This window comes from Bradyrhizobium sp. SZCCHNR1093 (genome assembly GCF_032381175.1).
GTDB lineage: Bacteria > Pseudomonadota > Alphaproteobacteria > Rhizobiales > Xanthobacteraceae > Bradyrhizobium.
Genome location: NZ_JAUHJJ010000008.1, coordinates 24,459 through 41,771, shown reverse-complemented (window position 1 = coordinate 41,771; position 17,313 = coordinate 24,459). Strand labels below are relative to the sequence as shown.

General features: G+C 64.8%; 12 protein-coding genes. 5 read left to right on the top strand and 7 right to left on the bottom strand.

The window, feature by feature from the left end:
- Window positions 1–348: 348 nt before the first annotated feature.
- The gene (locus QX070_RS23465; RefSeq protein WP_315739502.1) at window positions 349–1,728 is read right to left on the bottom strand and encodes an ATP-binding protein; all 1,380 of its coding nucleotides are present in this window, start codon (window positions 1,726–1,728) and stop codon (window positions 349–351) included.
- Window positions 1,728–2,450, bottom strand: a complete 723-nt coding sequence (locus QX070_RS23460; RefSeq protein ID WP_315739501.1) for a response regulator transcription factor — start codon at window positions 2,448–2,450, stop codon at window positions 1,728–1,730. Before QX070_RS23460 ends, QX070_RS23465 begins: the two co-directional genes overlap by 1 nt.
- Window positions 2,451–2,864: 414 nt before the next feature.
- Here QX070_RS23460 and QX070_RS23455 point away from each other — a divergent pair, with 414 nt between their 5' ends.
- On the top strand, window positions 2,865–5,156 hold the full coding sequence (locus tag QX070_RS23455) for a polysaccharide biosynthesis tyrosine autokinase (RefSeq protein WP_315739500.1): 2,292 nt from the start codon (window positions 2,865–2,867) through the stop codon (window positions 5,154–5,156).
- Between the two features lie 52 nt (window positions 5,157–5,208).
- Here QX070_RS23455 and QX070_RS23450 read toward each other — a convergent pair whose 3' ends face one another.
- From QX070_RS23450 to QX070_RS23440, 3 genes are all read right to left on the bottom strand, one after another.
- Window positions 5,209–5,469 (bottom strand): hypothetical protein, encoded by a 261-nt coding sequence (locus QX070_RS23450; RefSeq protein WP_315739498.1) that lies wholly within the window; start codon window positions 5,467–5,469, stop codon window positions 5,209–5,211.
- 119 nt (window positions 5,470–5,588) lie between these two features.
- Window positions 5,589–6,623: an OpgC domain-containing protein gene (gene opgC, locus QX070_RS23445; protein ID WP_315739497.1), complete on the bottom strand. Its 1,035-nt coding sequence runs from the start codon at window positions 6,621–6,623 to the stop codon at window positions 5,589–5,591.
- 168 nt (window positions 6,624–6,791) lie between these two features.
- Window positions 6,792–7,901, bottom strand: coding sequence for a WecB/TagA/CpsF family glycosyltransferase (locus QX070_RS23440; protein ID WP_315739495.1), 1,110 nt, complete (start codon window positions 7,899–7,901; stop codon window positions 6,792–6,794).
- A gap of 397 nt (window positions 7,902–8,298) precedes the next feature.
- On the opposite strand from QX070_RS23440, the gene QX070_RS23435 reads away from it, so the two are divergent.
- Window positions 8,299–9,693 (top strand): O-antigen ligase family protein, encoded by a 1,395-nt coding sequence (locus QX070_RS23435; protein ID WP_315739494.1) that lies wholly within the window; start codon window positions 8,299–8,301, stop codon window positions 9,691–9,693.
- A 29-nt stretch (window positions 9,694–9,722) separates the two neighbouring features.
- Here the strand turns inward: QX070_RS23435 and QX070_RS23430 are convergent, their stop codons facing one another.
- The gene (locus QX070_RS23430) at window positions 9,723–11,774 is read right to left on the bottom strand and encodes a glycosyl hydrolase family 28-related protein (protein ID WP_315739493.1); all 2,052 of its coding nucleotides are present in this window, start codon (window positions 11,772–11,774) and stop codon (window positions 9,723–9,725) included.
- 182 nt (window positions 11,775–11,956) lie between these two features.
- On the opposite strand from QX070_RS23430, the gene QX070_RS23425 reads away from it, so the two are divergent.
- The 3 genes from QX070_RS23425 to QX070_RS23415 all read left to right on the top strand — a co-directional run bounded on the left by QX070_RS23425 (window position 11,957) and on the right by QX070_RS23415 (window position 15,297).
- Window positions 11,957–12,907, top strand: coding sequence for a glycosyltransferase (locus QX070_RS23425; RefSeq protein WP_315739492.1), 951 nt, complete (start codon window positions 11,957–11,959; stop codon window positions 12,905–12,907).
- Window positions 12,908–13,085: 178 nt separating this feature from the next.
- On the top strand, window positions 13,086–14,255 hold the full coding sequence (locus QX070_RS23420) for an acyltransferase (protein ID WP_315739491.1): 1,170 nt from the start codon (window positions 13,086–13,088) through the stop codon (window positions 14,253–14,255).
- Window positions 14,256–14,520: 265 nt separating this feature from the next.
- Complete coding sequence (locus QX070_RS23415; RefSeq protein ID WP_315739490.1) at window positions 14,521–15,297, top strand: SDR family NAD(P)-dependent oxidoreductase; 777 nt, start codon at window positions 14,521–14,523, stop codon at window positions 15,295–15,297.
- A 38-nt stretch (window positions 15,298–15,335) separates the two neighbouring features.
- On the opposite strand, the gene asnB is transcribed toward QX070_RS23415, so the two are convergent.
- The gene (gene asnB / locus QX070_RS23410; RefSeq protein WP_315739488.1) at window positions 15,336–17,276 is read right to left on the bottom strand and encodes an asparagine synthase (glutamine-hydrolyzing); all 1,941 of its coding nucleotides are present in this window, start codon (window positions 17,274–17,276) and stop codon (window positions 15,336–15,338) included.
- Window positions 17,277–17,313: the final 37 nt, after the last annotated feature.

Sequence of the window (17,313 nt, the reverse complement as noted above, 5' to 3'; positions counted from 1 at the left end):
GACCTCGGACGTTCGTGCCCGGGCGAGCCGGTACGACGTCGTCCATCGGCGCACGGCTCCGCGGTCCGCGCGGACCGTGCGGTTGAATGACATTCGGTACTATGGGTTTACAAAATCGGCGCCGCGCCCAGTTCAATCCGCGTGGCGATGCAATGAGGATGCATCGAATACCTATCACAATCTCCACGCGATCATCAAGCGGCGCAAGGCGCATCGTCGACCTCACGTGAGGCGACGACGGAGGCCATGGCGTCCTTCCCGCCGGCTACGTCGTCATCCTCAACTTTTACGAGAAGAACGGCGGATTACCACCACTCGAAGACAGCGCCCCGATCACGCCGCCGTCGATCACGCCGGATCGGAATGCACGTCGCCGGGTCCGTCGAGAAACAGCGGCAGCCGCACGACGATGCGGGCGCCGCGCGGCGCGTCGGTGATCTCCATGCTGCCGCGATGGGCCTCCACCAGCGTCCGCACCACCGCCAGCCCGAGCCCGGCTCCGCCGGTGCCGCGATTGCGCGACGTGTCCAGGCGCGTGAACGGCTCCAGCATGGCCTTGCGCTGGTCCCGGGGAATCCCAGGCCCCTCGTCATCGACCGTCAGCACGGCGTGCTCCGGCTGGCGTTGCAGCGAGACGTGCGCCGCCTCGCCATATTTGAGCGCGTTGTCGATGATGTTGGCGACGATACGGCGCAGCGCGACGCGGTCGCCCAGCATCAGCAGCTCGCGCCCGTCGCCTGCATTGTCGAAGCGCACCCGCGCCCGATGCGCGCGGCGATCCTCAACCTCGGCGCGCACCAGCTCGTCGAAGGCGATAAGCTCTTGCGGCAGCTCGCCGGCACCCGCCCTGCTCGCGAGCAGCGCGTCGTCGAGCAGACGGATCATGTCGGAGATATCGACCACGGCGCGCTGCCGCTCGGCGTCATCCGGAATCAGGTCGGCACGCAGCCGCAGCCGCGTGGCAAAGGTGCGAACGTCGTGAGCAATGCCGCCGACCAGCGCCATGCGCGCCTGCATCAGATCGGCGAGCCGGTCCTGCAGCCGCCCGAACGCCGTGACCACGGCGCGAACCTCTGGCGCATTGCGGCGGACGTCGGGCAGCGGTACCGCCGCCCCGCCGGGGTCGACCCGGTCGACGGCGGCCGCAAGGCGCACCAGCGGCCGCGTCTCACGCTGCATGATCAGGAGCGCGAACAGCGCGACCACCGTTCCGAACAGGCCTGCGCCGAAGCCGATCGGCAGCCCCTGTTGGGTCAGCACCAGCGACGAGCGCGAGTCCACGACGAGAACATCGCCGCCGTTCAGGTCAATGCGAAACTCCAGGGCATTCTGCGGCGCCCGCGCGAGCCGGGGCAACCACCGACCCTCCGGCTCGGGCACGGAGGTGATGGTCAGCGGGCGCGCACCCAGCGCGCGGGCATAGGCGTCGCGCAATCCGGACCGGACCGGCGCGGGCTCTGTCCGCGGAGGCCGGACCGCCGCGTCGGCCCCGACCAGCCGGACCTCGAAGCGGTCGGAGGACACGGCATCGACGACCCGGCCCCGCTCCGTCCCGGGCGTTCGTTCGATCAGCTCGGCGAGCGCGGCCAGCCGCGTCGGCGGCGGCGTCGCGCCTTCGAGCTCGGCGGTACGGGCGCGGTAGAACCGCGCCAAGGTGACGATCCAGATCGCCAGCAGGCCGATGATGACGATGAGGCCGATACGCATCGCAAGCGTCAGCCGCATCATCACGCCACCGGCCTCACCGTCGCCGTGAACAGGTATCCGCCGTTGCGGACGGTGGTGATCAGGTTCGTTCCCGGGCTTGCGGCATCGAGCTTGCGCCGCAGCCGCGAGATCAGCATGTCGACGGTGCGATCGAACGGGTCGGCGGAGCGGCCGCGCGTCCAGTCCAGGATCTGGTCGCGGCTCAACACCCGCCGTGGCCGCTGCACGAAGCAGGCGAGCAGGTCGAATTCCGCCGAGGTCAGCTGGATCGGCGCGGCCTGCGCATCCACGATCTCGATGCTGCGGGCATCGACATCGACCACGAACCGGTCGAAACCGAAACGCCGGCTCGCGTCACGCGGTGGGCTCGCCTGGGAGCGCCGCAGCAGCGCGCGAACGCGGGCTAGAAGCTCGCGCGGTCCGAAAGGCTTGACCATGTAATCATCGGCGCCGAGCTCCAGCCCGACCACGCGATCGATCTCGTCGCTCTTGGCCGACAGCATCAGGATGGGAATGTCGTCGATCTGCCGTAGCCGGCGGCAGATCGAAAGCCCGTCCTCTCCCGGCAGCATCAGGTCGAGAATGATGAGATCAGGCCGCAGCCTTCGCAGCACGGCATCCATCGCCGGCGCCGTGGCGGCGACCTCGATCTCGAACCCTTCCCGGCGCATGAAATCGCTGACCAGCCGGCTGATCTCCGGGTCGTCCTCCACCATCAAAAGCGTGGCCGCAGGCATGCTCATCGCCAGGACTGATGCCCAAAACCCGCGGCTTGGCAATGGGCCGGGAGCGACTGTTACAAGCCGTTACGCGGCAGCCAAATACCGGGATGCGGACGACCAGGACGCCGCCATCCGGCCGGCCGAGAAGGCCCCCGCAGGCGCAAGGCACGCCCTCCACGCAGGCGACATTTAATTTTGCAGAGCCACTTGCTGAGCAAAATCAGATTTAATATAAATTAAATCGCGCGGCACTCCAATATCATTTAATGGTTATAAAACAAGATCCTCGTTCTCGCAGGCAACCGGGCGGCTCCGACGTCCGAAGCGCAACTGAAAAGCCTCACAAAAATGCTGCACAATCCTAACGCGAGCACGGTTGCCTCCCCCTCTCCACAGGAGCAAGGTTGGGAACGTAGCGGACCCGGACCGTTCGACATGGCGCTGGGATTCCTGCGCCGGCACTATCTGGTGATCGCGATCACCACCGTGCTTTCGCTCGTGGCCAGCTTCGCCCTGCTGAAAATCCTACCGCCCACCTATTCGGCGGACGTCAAGATCATGCTCGGCACCTCGAAAGCCGCAGTTGTGCAGCCGCAACCGCCGGTTCAGGACGAGCCGCCGCTCGATATGGAATCGCAGATCGAGATCCTTAAATCGAAGTCGATCGCGACAGCGGTCATCGACAAGCTCAACCTGGCGGACGATCCCGACTTCAACGGCAAAGCCAGCCCGCTGCATGGTGCGGTTGATGCGGTTCGCCGCCTCGTGAGTTCGGCGCCGCAGCCGAACGGGCCCTCGATGGACGATCTCCTCGACGAATTCCAGCGCAGGATGAACGCCTTCAGAATTGGCACGAGCACGGTCGTCGAGGTCGATTTCAGCGCCAGCGACCCCAATCGGGCGGCGATGATCGCCAACGCCATCGTCAAGGAATATTTCGATCAGCAGTTGAAGGCGGAGGCGAACGAGCACCGCACAATCACCGCCTGGCTTCACGACCGCCTGCAGGATCTCGGCAACGACGCGACCGCCGCCGAACGCTCCGTGAACGAGCTGAAAAGCCGGTACAACATCGTCTCGGCCGACGGCAGGTTCATGGACCAGCAACAGGTCACCGAGCTCACCAACCGTCTGGTGGCGGTGCGCACGCGTACCGCCTCGCTGATGACCCGGCTCAATCGGTTCGACGACATGCTCGCGACGAGCAATGCCGATATGACGATCGACCGCGTAGCCGCGGTCTCCGACTTCTCCCCGGCAGAGCTCAGCGGCAACGTCAATCCGCCCGACGGTCTCTCCTTGAGCAATTCGAACAGCACGCTCATCATCAACAGCTTGCGTCAGCAATATCTCGATAGCGCCAAGCGCGAGTACGAGTATTCCGCCAAATATGGCAAGGATCATATCGCGGTCGTCAATATCCGCGCGACGATGAAGAGCATCCGCCAGGCCATCGTCGACGAGGTGCGGCGCCTTGCCGACGTCGCCAAGCACGATTACGAGGAGTCCAAGCAGCAGCAGCAGGAGATCGAGAAGCAGCTGGCGCAGGCCGTTGTCCGGTCGCAGGATACCAGGGCGGCCGAGCTCAGCCTCCGCGAGCTGGAGACCAGCGCCAAGAGCTATCGTTCCCTCTACGACACCTTCCTTCAGCGCTACATGGGCTCAGTCCAGCAGGGCTCCTTCCCGATTGCGAAGGCGCGGGTGATCTCAACGGCCACGCCGCCGAAGAAGAAGATCAAGCCGAAGTCCATCGTGCTGATGGCGATCGGCCTGTTCGGCGGCCTGGCGCTCGGCGGCGGCCTGGGCCTGCTCGCAGAGGTCAAGGACCGCAGCTTTCGGACGACCGACCAGGTCGAGGATCGCCTGCGCCTGCCCTGCCTCTCAGTCGTCCCTCTGCTCAAACGAGGCGAAGTCGACAGGTTCACCAAGAAGGCGACGGTCAACGCCGTTGCCAAGGCCGACCCCGACAAGGCCGAACCCGACAGCAGCCAGCGCATGGTCTCGAGAGGCCCCGGGACCTGTTGGGCCGCATCCGCCATGCCCACCTCGCGCTTTGCCGAATCCATCCGCTCGTTGAAAGTCGCCATCGACCAGGATCCGAGCCGGACGTCGCGGAAGGTCTTCGGACTGACGTCCGCCCTGCCCAACGAAGGCAAGTCGATCATCGCCGCGTCGCTGGCTCAGCTCATCGCAAATTCAGGCAAGCGGGTGATCGTGGTCGATTGCGACCTCAGGAATCCGTCGCTTTCCGCCATGCTGGCCCCCGATGCCGGCACCGGGATCGCCGACATCGTCCTGGGAGGATGCCAGCTCGCAGACGCAGTCTGGACCGACCCGGTGACGCGCCTGGATTTTCTGCCGGGAATGGGCGCCGCACAGCGCGACACCAGCGATATCCTCGGCAACGAGCAGATGCGCAAGCTGTTCGAGCAGCTGCGGGCATCCTATGACTACGTCATCGTCGATCTTCCGCCGCTCGCGCCCGTTGTCGACGCGCGCGCCATCTCCGCGCTGCTCGACAGCTTCGTCCTCGTCGTGGAATGGGGACGCACGCCGGCCGAGGTGGTCGAGCACGCGCTGAACACAGCTCCCAACGTCTACGATGCCCTGTTCGGCGTCGTGCTCAACAAGACGAACATGAAGGCGCTGAAGCGCTACGCCAATCACTTCGGCGACTACTACAACCATAAATATTACGCTCGTTACGGGAGCGTGATGGCCGAGTAGGTCTGTCAGCGCGCGCCATCGACTGAGCCGGTGACAGAGAAGAGATCGGCCGTCAGCGCTGGTGCTCGGGGCGAATGGAGGGATGGGCGATGCCGGCACGCTCCAGAGCGCTGCGGACATAGACGCCTGAGAGATAGCCCACCTGGACTGCAATCAGACCGGCGCCGGCATACAGCGCGGCCGACAGCCCGCTGACGATCGAAGCCGCGATAGACTCCATGAAGACGATCGCGGCGAGCGCCAGCAGCGTGCGAACCGTGAACATCGTCCCGGCAACGACCCCGGCTGCAAAATGAAGCGTTATCACCCACATCAGTTCATGCCTCCTCGGGCGTCTCGAGAGGCTAGCGGCCAATGGTTAGCGATGAGCTAAGCCGCCCGGGAGGATTCGAGCAAGCGCACTGGAGCAACACTTCCAGGCGAAAGACGCCGCTACGGCCCGCTGAGCGGGTGCAGCACTGTCTGGCGGTTCTGCCAGCGTGCCCGGTAGAGCCAAAGCACCGCGGTCACCAGGACCACATCGAACAGGCCCATCATTGTCTGGCCGTAGACCTGCGGGTGAACGCCCCCCAGGAGGAGCGCGAGTTTGACCGCTTGCCGCACCACCTCCGACCCCAGGAACGCGATCAGCGAGTTCTGGCCGACGTTGAGGATGAGCGCGACCGCCGGCGATCGCCGGGTGCGCGCGAACACCGCCCACAACAGCGCCAACAGCAGCGGCAATGTCCAAAGCAGGTTGAGGAGCTTGTCGAACCGATAGGGGTATTTTTCGCCATTGCTGGGAAAGCCGAGTCCGTAGTCGAGCAGCAGCCCGAAGATGAAGATCCCCGCCAGCGCCGTGTAGAACGCGGGTCCAATCAAGCGGTTGGACCGATGGAGATCTCCGAGCCAGATGCCAATCATGAAGAACATCTGCGCCTGGAGCGAGAACAGCAACAGAATGACGGCTGGATTCTCGAACTCGGTTGCCGTGGTCGTATTGCTGAACCAGGTGCAGGCCACGAAGATCGCAGCCGACAACGCCAGCACCAGGAGCCTGCGGCGCTTGAACACCAGCAGAATCAACGGAAGCAGCAGGAACATCAACCCGTAGAATTTGAGGATCGTGATGCAGGTCGGCTCGGACTGGAACGTCAGAACGTCGAAAATCGCCTGCCCCACCGGTTCTCGCTTCTTCCCCAGGACAGCCATGCCCATCGCGACCGGCACCGAGATGACGAAATAGGCGGCGAGCACCTTCAACCCGCGGACAACGAGCTCTCCGTGTCTCTCCTTGTGCAGATAGACGTACCCGACCATGAACCCCGAGATCACGACGAACAGTTCGGCGAAGGGGTTGAATTTCGTGAACAGATCGACGGAGTCCGGAAAGACGTTGGCTGTGTGATGATAGAATACGAACAGCATCGCGCAGCTTCGATAGAAGTCGATCAGAAGCTCGCGTCCTTTTGGACTTGCAGCGCTCAACGCTCAATCTCCGAACACGAGTCACTCCATGGGCGGCGATCAGCCGAGGGGCGCTGGTCGGACTCACGGCTCAGGCAATCCTTCGCAACGCCGGCGAGCGCCGCGGCGGCGATCATCGAACCACCGATTGCGGGAGCTGTGATGCGATCGGTGACGAGCCTCCCCCTGTCATTGCCGGTCCAATCCGCCGAAGCGGAAGATGCGGGCCATCAGCGGCGAAACGCCGACGAACGTCGCTATGCAGCCATGGGCTTCCAGTTGCTTCCTCAGCATCAGCAGCAATCCAAGGAAGCGCGCATCGATGGCGCAGACGTTCGAGAAATCGAGCGTGACCGGCTTGCGGGACGCAGCAGCGGCACGGAAAACCGGGATGGCCCTGTCCACGTGGCGCGCATCGGCGGGCCCCGACAGGCTGAGCGTGACCGCTCGCGCTCCATAGTCCTGCGTGATGGTCAGCGCCTCACCCCGCTCATGCGTGCGCCGCATCCACCAGGTCCAGACCACGAACGGCAGCACGTGGGTGAGCATGAGGCCGAGCATCGCCGTCCCATCGTTCCAGTAGCGACGCCAGAGATAGGGCTCCTCCTTGATGCGCCACAGCCACTCGAAGCCTGATCGACGCAGGATTGCAGGTGCACGCTTCACCGTCCCGGCCTGGAAGTTGAGCGCGGCACCGAGGTGGGCGCGGACCGGAATCTCGAGACGCTCATGATTGCGCTGCAACCATGATTGTCCCTTCACGCTGCTCAGAGAGGCAACCAGGAAGTCGGCCCCACTGGCATTGATCTCGTCGATGATGTGATCCCGGCTCAACTCCTCGGCCGACAAGTAGCCGGGGTTCGACCAACCGACGCACTGCAATCCCGCCGACTGGCCGTTCAGCGTCCGGGCGGCCCGTTCGGCGGCTCCCTCCGGGCCGCCGAAAAGAAAGAGCTTCAGCGCGTTCGCTGCTCCGGCCTCCGACTTCAGCGCGTCGAAGATGTCCGCGCCGGCCGTCCGGCTCTTGATCGGAATCCCAAGCAGCCGGGCGATCCAGACCACCGGCATGCCGTCCACCGTACAGAGATCGCTCAGGATCAGCGACTCCCTGAAGCTCCTGTTCGACTGGCTGGCGACCAGGAAGTTGAGATTGGGAGTCGAGATGAGAAGCCGCGTTCTGCGTCGGGCAGCGTCGCGGATGCGGCGCAGCACGCCGCGCATGCCGATGGCATCGACCGGTATCCCGAGGACGCAATAGACGTCGCGCGCGAGGTCGTCGGGAACTGCGGGGTCGGACATGGCTGCAGCATCGGCCTCCGGCCGACCGCGACCCGTCCCGGAGCGCCCTACGCGATAGAGGGCTGATCCCGGCTCCTGCAATTCATGCGTGGTCAGCATCAGCCGCTCTCCCTCAATCTGCCCCGCCGCACGAAGATGCCGGGTTGCGGACCCCGGCCGCACCTCCCTGACGGAGGCGGGTGACCAAAATATCACTATTTAATTTTAAATCACACGACGCATTTAATACGATTTATTTGTGAATACCAGAGCAGATTTGCGGCGCAGTCGCAGCAATGTCTCCCAGGCGCACAACGAGGCGCTTTTATTTAATTGCATCTCTGGATAATATCGCTCGACAATATTCCTGGCGGCTGCCGGCCCGGCCGCCCCGTTCGAATGTCTGAGCCAGATTGTGATGCCGAGAATTTCAGCGACGACGTCGATGTCGGCCGGGCCGCGGGCCTCTGCGGGGACGTTCGACGTCTGCGCGCTGATACCGGTGCTGGCCTTCGCCTACTCGTCCCTCATTCAGCCGCTGATCTATTTCAGCTTCCCACCGTCGGCGGGGCTCCAGGGCCTGCTCGAGAGCCGGATTGAGAACCGGGTCTTCTGGCCGGTCCTCGCAGCCGTCGCCATCGTCGTTGCGATGCAACGCCTGGCCCGCGGCGACCGGCTTGCCCTTCCGCCCAACATTATCGCTCTCTGCGCCTACTTCGGATTGGCAGGCGCCAGCATCGGATGGGCATTCAAACCCGAGTTCGCCTTCGTCCGCTTCGTCCAGGAAGCGATGGTTCTGACCGCCGTCGTGCTGCCCGCCTTGTTGTCGAACCCGAACGCCAACATCATGCGCGGGGTGTTCCTCTGCTTCGCGGTCGGCGTGATCCTCAACATACTGTTGCTTCCCGGCGGCTATGCGACCTACGCGCTATACGGCAACACGCTGGTCGACATCGGCTACCAGGGCTATTTCTCAGGAAAGAACCTGCTGGGCGAGTTTGCCGCCATTGCGTTCCTGCTCTCGGTTCACGAGTTGCTCTATCCCGGAACGCGCCGCGCGCTCGGGATCGTCGTTGCCGTCGCTGCCATCGCCCTGATCTTCTTCTCGAGCTCGAAGACCGCGCTCGGTCTCGCTCTGGTCGCTCCCGTCCTGGCCATCCTGACGCTCGCGATCGCGAGAACGCTGCGGCTTGCGCCGATTCTGATTCTCACCGCGATGATCCTTGGCTACTTCATGTTCGGCGAGCTCGCGGGCTTCACGACCGGCCGCATCGCCTATCTGCTGACGGGCGATTCCAGCTTCACCGGCCGGACGACCATATGGGCCTTTTCGGAGATGGAGATCGCGAAGAGGCCGCTCCTGGGATGGGGCTATCAGAGCTTCTGGCTGGTCGGGGCAGACGCACCGAGCATCACCGAGGCACCTGGCTGGGTGAAGGCCATGCCGAACTCCCACAACGGCTATTATGATGCGATGCTCGAGCTGGGCTATGTGGGTCTTGCCTTTCTCCTCGTCTTTCTGGCGGCCACCGTTCACGTCATCGGCCGCGTGGCGCGCTACGACTACAAGCGAGCGTGGATCCTGCTGTCCGTCGCCTTGTTCGTCATGTTGTATGATTTTCTCGAGACCTTGTGGCTGCGCGCTTTCGACGTGTCCTGGGTCGTGTTCGTGCTCGTCACGGTCGAGGCCGCGCGATACTGGCGGAGGTCGCAACAGAGCATGCCCGCCTCTCCTCAGCCCGTGAGCAGGCGACCGGCTCGTTGGAGCCGCACACGACCGGCATGGCGGCCGCGACTCGGTGTCCGCACCTGACGGAAACCCGTTGGAGCCTCACGCCAGCTCTATTGCGTTGTTCCCGGCGTCGCCGCGAACGGCGTGCCCGCATCGAATCTCGCTTTGGCCGGCAACGTATGCAGCTTCGTATCGCCGGTCGGATCCACCCAGGGCCACGGATGATTGCCGAAAAAGCCCGGCTTGGCGCTCAGATACAGCGACGCCGGGAGCGGCTGCGCCGCGAGGCCGTCGGTCCAGACCACCTTGCTGGTGAGATAGTCGAAATTGCCACCGCGGATCACTGTGGTCAGCGTCTTCGGGTCTGGCGCCATGGTCCATCGCTCCGGATCGTAGCCAAGCATCCAGACGTTGCCGACACCGCCCTGCCCCCAAACCGCCGTGCCGGCCTGCATCGAAGGATCGTCGTAGGTCCAACCGCTCATGCGTCCCGGCCGACCCAGCACGTTGCCGGCGAACGAATCCCACCACGAGCCATATGCGAGACCCACGGCTCGAATGCCTGAACGATCGACGAAGCGCTGGCGTTGCCCCGTGAGATGGTTGCGGAAAAAGGTCAGATAGATCGCGTTGCCATGGGTGTAGTCGCTGTCGGCATTGTGGGACAGATTGCCTTCGAACAGGACGTGATGGGCGCCGGCCATGTGCGATGCGTTGATGCCGACCTCGACCCAGCCGGGGTTGTCGAAATCGAACGAGTCGTCGACATAGTTATAGCCGACGACGCTGCCGGCGCCGGACGACCGGAACACCATGTTCTTGCAGACGTCGACGAGGATGTTGTTCTCGATCAGGACCTCCGAGGAGCCCGCCGCCAGGCTGATCGCGTATCCGGCGCCGCCCGGCTGCGGCCACGAGCCGGTATGAATGTAGGAATCGCGGAGCTCGACCCGGAACGAATTATTGATCGCCACGCCCTCGCCGAGCCACTGCGTCACCTCGACGGATCTGGCCCAGGAGTAAGCGGCGGCTTCGAACCGCAACGCGCCGTCCGCTCCACCTACGATGCTCAGATCCTCGACGCCCACATTGGCAACGTGGATGTCGCGATGATTGGCGGCGTGGCGACCGCTGTTCGGGTCGGTGCTGTAGGGCGTGAGCTGCGCCTGGTGATCCCTGCGATAGCTGATCGTGAGCGGCGAGGTGAATGTCACCGTGCTCCCGGTCACCGAGGCGATCTCCTTGATCTCGGCGGTCGCCCGGTCGGCGCGGGCGAACCACGACATCGGCTTCGGCAAGACGCCGGGGGCCTGGTCATAGGGGCCTCCCGCATTCGCGCCGGCATTGTCATCGCCCGGCTGAACCGGATCGTGCATGTTCCAGGCGACGCGATCGCCTTGCCAGACCTTCGCTCCCGCCGGAAAACCGGCAGGCGTCGCCTGCCACGATGCGCCTGAGACTTCGTCGAGCAGGACGAAATCGCCCGGCTTCATATTCGCGGCGCTGGCGAGGGTGACGGTCGACGTTCCCTGTTCGCCGTCGGCCAGCAGGTTCTGCGACGCGCTGCTGTCGGGGCCATTGTTCCAGCGCGAAGGTCCGACGATGATGACAGGCTTGGGATCATAACTGTACGAGCTCGGGTCGACCGGCGTGAGGATTCCCTTCGTGCCGGCAATCACGGCCGACGTTCGTGCGCGTGCGCCGTTGGTTTTCACCAGCCTGGTCGCACCTGCGCCCGCGCCGCGCAGCGTGACCGGGCGACTGATCAAGAGCGGCTCGTTGACGATGAACGTACCGGGGTTGAGCATCACGACCCGGCCGGCGGGCGCAGCGTTCAAGGCGGCCTGGATCGCGCCGCTGTCATCTCTCCCGCTCGGAGACAGCGTGCGATAAATGATGGTGCGGCTCGGAATACCGCCGGCTGACATCAACCCCGGATTCCAGGCGGCCAGGCGCTCCGCCGGCAGGAGACTGCCGGCCAATGCCGGCCGGGTGGACGCGGCCGGCTCGGCGGCCTCGGCAGCTCCGCTGAGGATCAGCAGGGCAAGCGCTGCCGTGCAAAGCGCCCGGATGCCCACGGCATCGATCCGGCGCGACACCCGTGCAGACGACCGGGACTGAGCCTGAGTGCAACCGGGGATCACGAGGCGGACGCTATCCATGGGACCTTCTCGCAGGACCGACCACACATTGAAATGGCGCGCCGACTAAAAACACCATGACTTTGACACGCGCCATGACATAATATTAAATTACGATTTAATTTATTGAAAGGCGACCGGTGACTCCCCTGCTCGCGGCAGGTTTGCATCGGTCCTTCCGTCTTCCGCAAGGGATTTGATACGTGACGCCATCGCGCCGCTACCTGCTCGTCTCGCCCTGCCGGGATGAGGGCCAGTACCTCCGCCGGACTCTCGACAGCGTCGCTGCGCAATCGGTGCCGCCGGCGCTATGGATCGTGGTGGACGACGGATCGACCGACGACACCCCCGCCATTCTCGAGGAGTACGCCCAGCGCCTGCCCTATCTGCGCGTGATCCGCCGCGCCGATCGCGGCGGACGCAAGGTCGGTCCTGGCGTGATCGAGGCGTTCTATTCCGGCCTGGAGACGGTGCGGCTGGAGGATTTCGACTATCTCTGCAAGCTCGACATGGACCTCGATCTGCCCGGGCGCTACTTCGAGCTGCTGATGGAGCGAATGGAGAGCGATCCGCGGGTCGGGACCACCTCAGGCAAGCCGTGGTTCGTCCACCCGCAGACCGGCGCCCTGGAGCCTGAGGTCTGCGGCGACGAGATGTCGGTCGGGATGACCAAGTTCTACCGCGTCGCCTGCTTCCAGGAGATCGGCGGCTTCGTGCGCCAGGTCATGTGGGACGGTATCGACTGCCACCGCTGCCGCATGCTCGGCTGGATTGCCGAGAGCATCGATACCGAAGCACTGCGCTTCATCCATCTGCGGCCGCAGGGCGCCAGTCACAAGGGCATCTGGACTGGACGCCTGCGGAAGGGCTTCGGCCAGTACTTCATGGGAACGTCGCCGCTGTACCAATTCGCGGTGGCGGTCTATCACCTGCCGGCCTATCCCGCCTTGATCGGCAGCGCAGCGATGCTGTGGGGCTATTTCCGGAGCTGGCTGGCGGGCCTGCCGCGCTACGACGATCTCGAGTTCCGGCGCTTCCTCCGCGCCTATCAGCACGCCTGCCTGCGCCTGGGCAAGCGCGCCGCGACGGCCCGGATCGATGCGGAGCGGGCTCAGCTCTGGCGGGCCAGCCACGCCGCAGCCGATACGCGATGACGCTCGGCGGACAGATCGCCGCGGTACTGACGCGAGAATTGCGAAGCTAGGTGTTTCTCCGACTCCATTGGACAGCATGGCCAACATTCTCGAGTTCAGCCGCCTTCGTGATGCTTCCGCCGTGCCGCCGATGACGTCTGTCGACGGCGGTGGGACCGCGCCGATAGCGTCACACGGGATGAACGCTCATGGCAGCGCATCCCTGCTCATTCCATCACTCGACGGCATCCGCGCGCTGTCGGTGCTGATCGTGGTCCTGGGCCATTCCGGACTTCAGGCCATGGTACCCGGCGGCTTCGGCGTGACCATCTTCTTCTTCCTGAGCGGCTTCCTGATCTCCACGCTCATGCTCGCCGAGCATGAGCGCACCGGCGCGCTCGACGTTCCCAGCTTCTATGCGCGGCGCGTGTTCCGGCTGATGCCGCCTTTGCTGCTGTCCTTGGCGATCGCTTACGGTCTCACCGCCGCGGGCCTGCTGGACGGCGGAATGACCGCCAAGGGGCTGGCGGCCCAGGTCCTGTATTTCGCCAACTACTACGGCCTGTTCTTCGATCCAGGCAATACGGTTCCCGACGGCACCGGCATTCTGTGGTCCCTGGCGGTCGAAGAGCACTTCTACATCGTCTATCCCTTGCTGATGACCCTGCTGCTCGGATCGGTGCTGCGGCCGCGCACCATCGGCGCGCTGCTCGGGCTCGTCTGTCTCGGCGTCCTCGCCTGGCGCATCCATCTGGTGCACGCCCCGGAATTCTTCTCCGACCGCACCTATTACGCCTCGGACACCCGCATCGACTCGATCGCCTATGGCTGCATTCTGGCGCTGGTCATGACCCCGGTGCGGCAGCGCTCTTCCTCAGGACGGATGTCGGTGGCTCAATGGGCACTGCTCGCCGGCGCCGCGGCGGCGCTGCTGGTCTCCCTGATCTACCGTGATCCGGTGTTCCGGGAGACCGCCCGCTACAGCCTTCAGGGACTGGCGCTGATGCCGCTGTTCTACTTCGCGGTCCGCTTCGCCGACGCGCCGCTGTTTCGTCATCTCAATCACGCCTGGGTGATGACGCTCGGCACCTATTCCTACGCGATCTATCTGATCCACAACGTCGTGATCCGAACGATCGACAAGAACTTGCCCGCCATCGCCGCCAAACCCTACATCCTGTTTCCGCTCGCGCTCCTGATCTCGGTCCTCTATGCGGCGGCCATCGAGCGCTTCATCGAGCCGTATTTCAGGCAGCTCCGGCACAAGTTCAGGCCGGTGCCTGCCGTAGGCCGAGCGCAGGATACATCTGGCGCAGACTGGCCGCTTGGCGACCGTCTCGTCGAGAGTCCGACGACACGCGCATCCTGAGCGCATCGGCCCTCGTCAACGCTCACCGGCTGCTGCAGCCGGCACCAAAAGCGCGTGCACGGCACCCTTATGAACCGATCGGTGCACCCACCCGAACAAATGCGGCAAATTGTGCAATTCAATTTATTTAATCGCGCATTTAATACTCGACCCGAGCCAACGAATACTTTCGGGGGACGGGTGGATGCGGACCGCGAGCGCAGTTGCACGACGAATTCGACGAAATACGCTCGGTCCCCTGCCGGACGATCCGGCGCTGAGACCGTTGAGGTCACCGCTCCAGATCGATCTGTCGGGCAAGGTCGCGCTGGTCACGGGAGCGGCCGGAGAACTCGGCCGTCCGATCGCCCGGACGCTGGCGGCCTGTGGTGCCAAGGTCGCCATCCACTATCTGACGGCACGCGCTGCTGCCGAACGACTATGCGATGAGCTGAACGAGCTTCAGCCGCAGCACGCGTGTACGATGTCGGGTGACGTTGCCGTGCTTGAAGATGTCCAGGCGATGCGCCGCATCGCCGAGAGCACGCTCGGCCCCGTCGACATCGTCGTGAACAATGCAGTGACATGGTTCGACGAACGTCCCGTCGTCGAGCAGACACCCGACCAGTTCGACAAGGTGTTTCGCTCCTCGGTCCTGCAGGCCTGGGCCACCGCGCGGGTGTTTTCCGGCCCCATGATCGAGCGAAAATGGGGACGCCTGATCTCTCTCGGCACGGAGATGACGAGCCTGGCTCTGCCCAACCGAGCGCCCTACACGGCAGCCAAATGCGCCACGGACGGCATGCTGCGGTCCCTGGCGCGGGAGCTCGGACCGCATGGCATCACGGTCAATCAGGTCGCCCCGGGCTGGGTCATCTCCGACAAGGACCGTCGTGACCGTGACGAGGTGCAGCCGCTCTACGAGCGGTCCGTGCCGCTCGGACGGCGCGGCTACGATCAGGACGTCGCCAACATGATCGCGTTTCTGGCCTCGGACCTCGCAGGCTTCGTGACCGGCGTTCGCGTGCCGGTGTGCGGCGGAAGCGTCATGCCGGAGGCCTGAGCACGCGCATCTGGCGCCGGCTCTTCTGATGTCGGACGTCAGCGGAAGACGCGGTGACGGTGGCACCAACGCACGAACACATAGATCGACCATACGCGCGACCAATAGATCCCCGGAGCGCCATCGAGGAAGGCACGCCAGAGGCGCTCCACGGCCGTGGGGTCCAGCCCCACCGGCGCAACGGCCTGCGGGTCCCGCAGGGTCCGGTCCATTGCATCCTGCAGGCCGCGCCGGATCCAGCGATCGAGCGGCAGCACGAACCCGCTCTTCGGCCGGTCGAACAGCGACGGATCGAGGCCACGCAGGCCGATCCGCCTGAGCATCGCCTTGCTTCGCAGCGGCTGATAGCGCGTCGCATCGGGCAGCCGGTCGACGCTTTCGAACAGCACCTGATCGACCAGCGGCACCCGCTGCTCCAGCGAGGCCGCCATGCTCGCCACGTCATTGTCGCGCAGCAGGCGCTCGCCCAGAAACAGGCGCTGCTCCATGACGCTGATCGCCGACAGCGGGGCGCGTGCGCGGGTCTCCGCGGTGATCTTCGCTCTCATCGCGGCCGGCAGCCCGTCGCTCAGCGTATCGACGAGGTCCGGCGCGAGCAGCTCGCGCTGAAAACCGGGCAGGAACAGCGCATAGGCCATCTGGTAGAGCGCCAGAAGATCATCGCCGCGTCGAACCATCTCCGGGAGCTTGGCCCAGCGCGTCTGCGGCGCGACCGTCCCGCGCGACGGCGACAGCATCTGCGCGGCCAGCTTCGCCGCAGCAACCTTCAGGCCGGCCGGCACCCAGGCCGTACGCTTCGACCATTGCTGCAGGACCGGCAGGTCGCGAAACGACGTGTAGCCGCCGAACAACTCGTCACCGCCGGTACCCGACAGTGCCACCGTGAAGCCTGCGCCGCGGATGGCATGCGACATGTAGTACGAGTTCAGGCCGTCGAAGGTCGGCTGGTCCAGGCTGTCGAGCGCCGCTTCGAGGTTGTCGACGAAGTGCTGCTCGGTCAGCACCACCTCGTGATGCTCGGTCCCGATCGCGGCGGCGATCTGCCGCGCGATCGGCCCCTCGTTCAGCTCCTGCTCCTCGAACGCCAGCGTGAAGGTGTGGATCCGGCTCTTGGCCGCACGCTGCGCCAGATTGGCCATGACCGAGGAATCGACGCCGCCCGAGAGAAACACCGCAAGCGGCACGTCGCTGGCGAGATGCAGCCTCAGCCCCTCCTCCAGGATCGCGGCAAGCTGATCCTCATCCATCGTCGGGTCCGGGGCGCGCTCGGGGATCGACCAGAAATCCTCGTCGCGGATGGCGTTGCCGACACCGTCGAACGCGGTGAGATGGCCGGGAGACAGCAGCTCGACCCCCTTGACCGCCGTGCCGGGGCCGACCACGAAGCCGTTCCAGACGCCGCTGGCGACGGCCTGCGGATCGAGCTGGGGCCTGCCCAGAAGACCGGACGCCAGGAGAGCGCGCAGCTCGGATGCGAAGGCCACCGACCAGCCCGCATCGGGCTTCGACGCGCGGGCGACATACAGCGGCTTGATGCCGAGGGGATCGCGCGCCAGCAGCAGCCGGCGCTCCTTCGGGTCCCAGCAGGCGAACGCAAACATGCCGCGCAACCAGGCCACCGCCTTTGGCCCATGCAGGCCGAGCGCGCGCAGCATCACCGCGGTATCGCCCGTCGAGCTGAACTGCTGGCCGTCGTTGACCAGACGCTGCCGCAGATCGGCGAAATTATAGATCTCGCCGTTGAAGACGATGACGTGCCCGGTGACCGGATCGATCATCGGCTGCACACCGGCGGGCGACAGATCGAGGATTGCGAGCCGGCGGTGCGCCAGCAGCGCGCCCCAGCCACGCTCGTCCGCGGCCGAGGCCCAAATTCCCCCGGCATCCGGACCGCGATGGAGCATGGCGTCGTTCATCCGCTGCAGCGCTGCGCGGTTGTCGTCGTCCACCCGTCCGATGATCCCAGCGATGCCACACATCAGAACAATCCGCTTGAGACGCGCGACGTCAAAATGG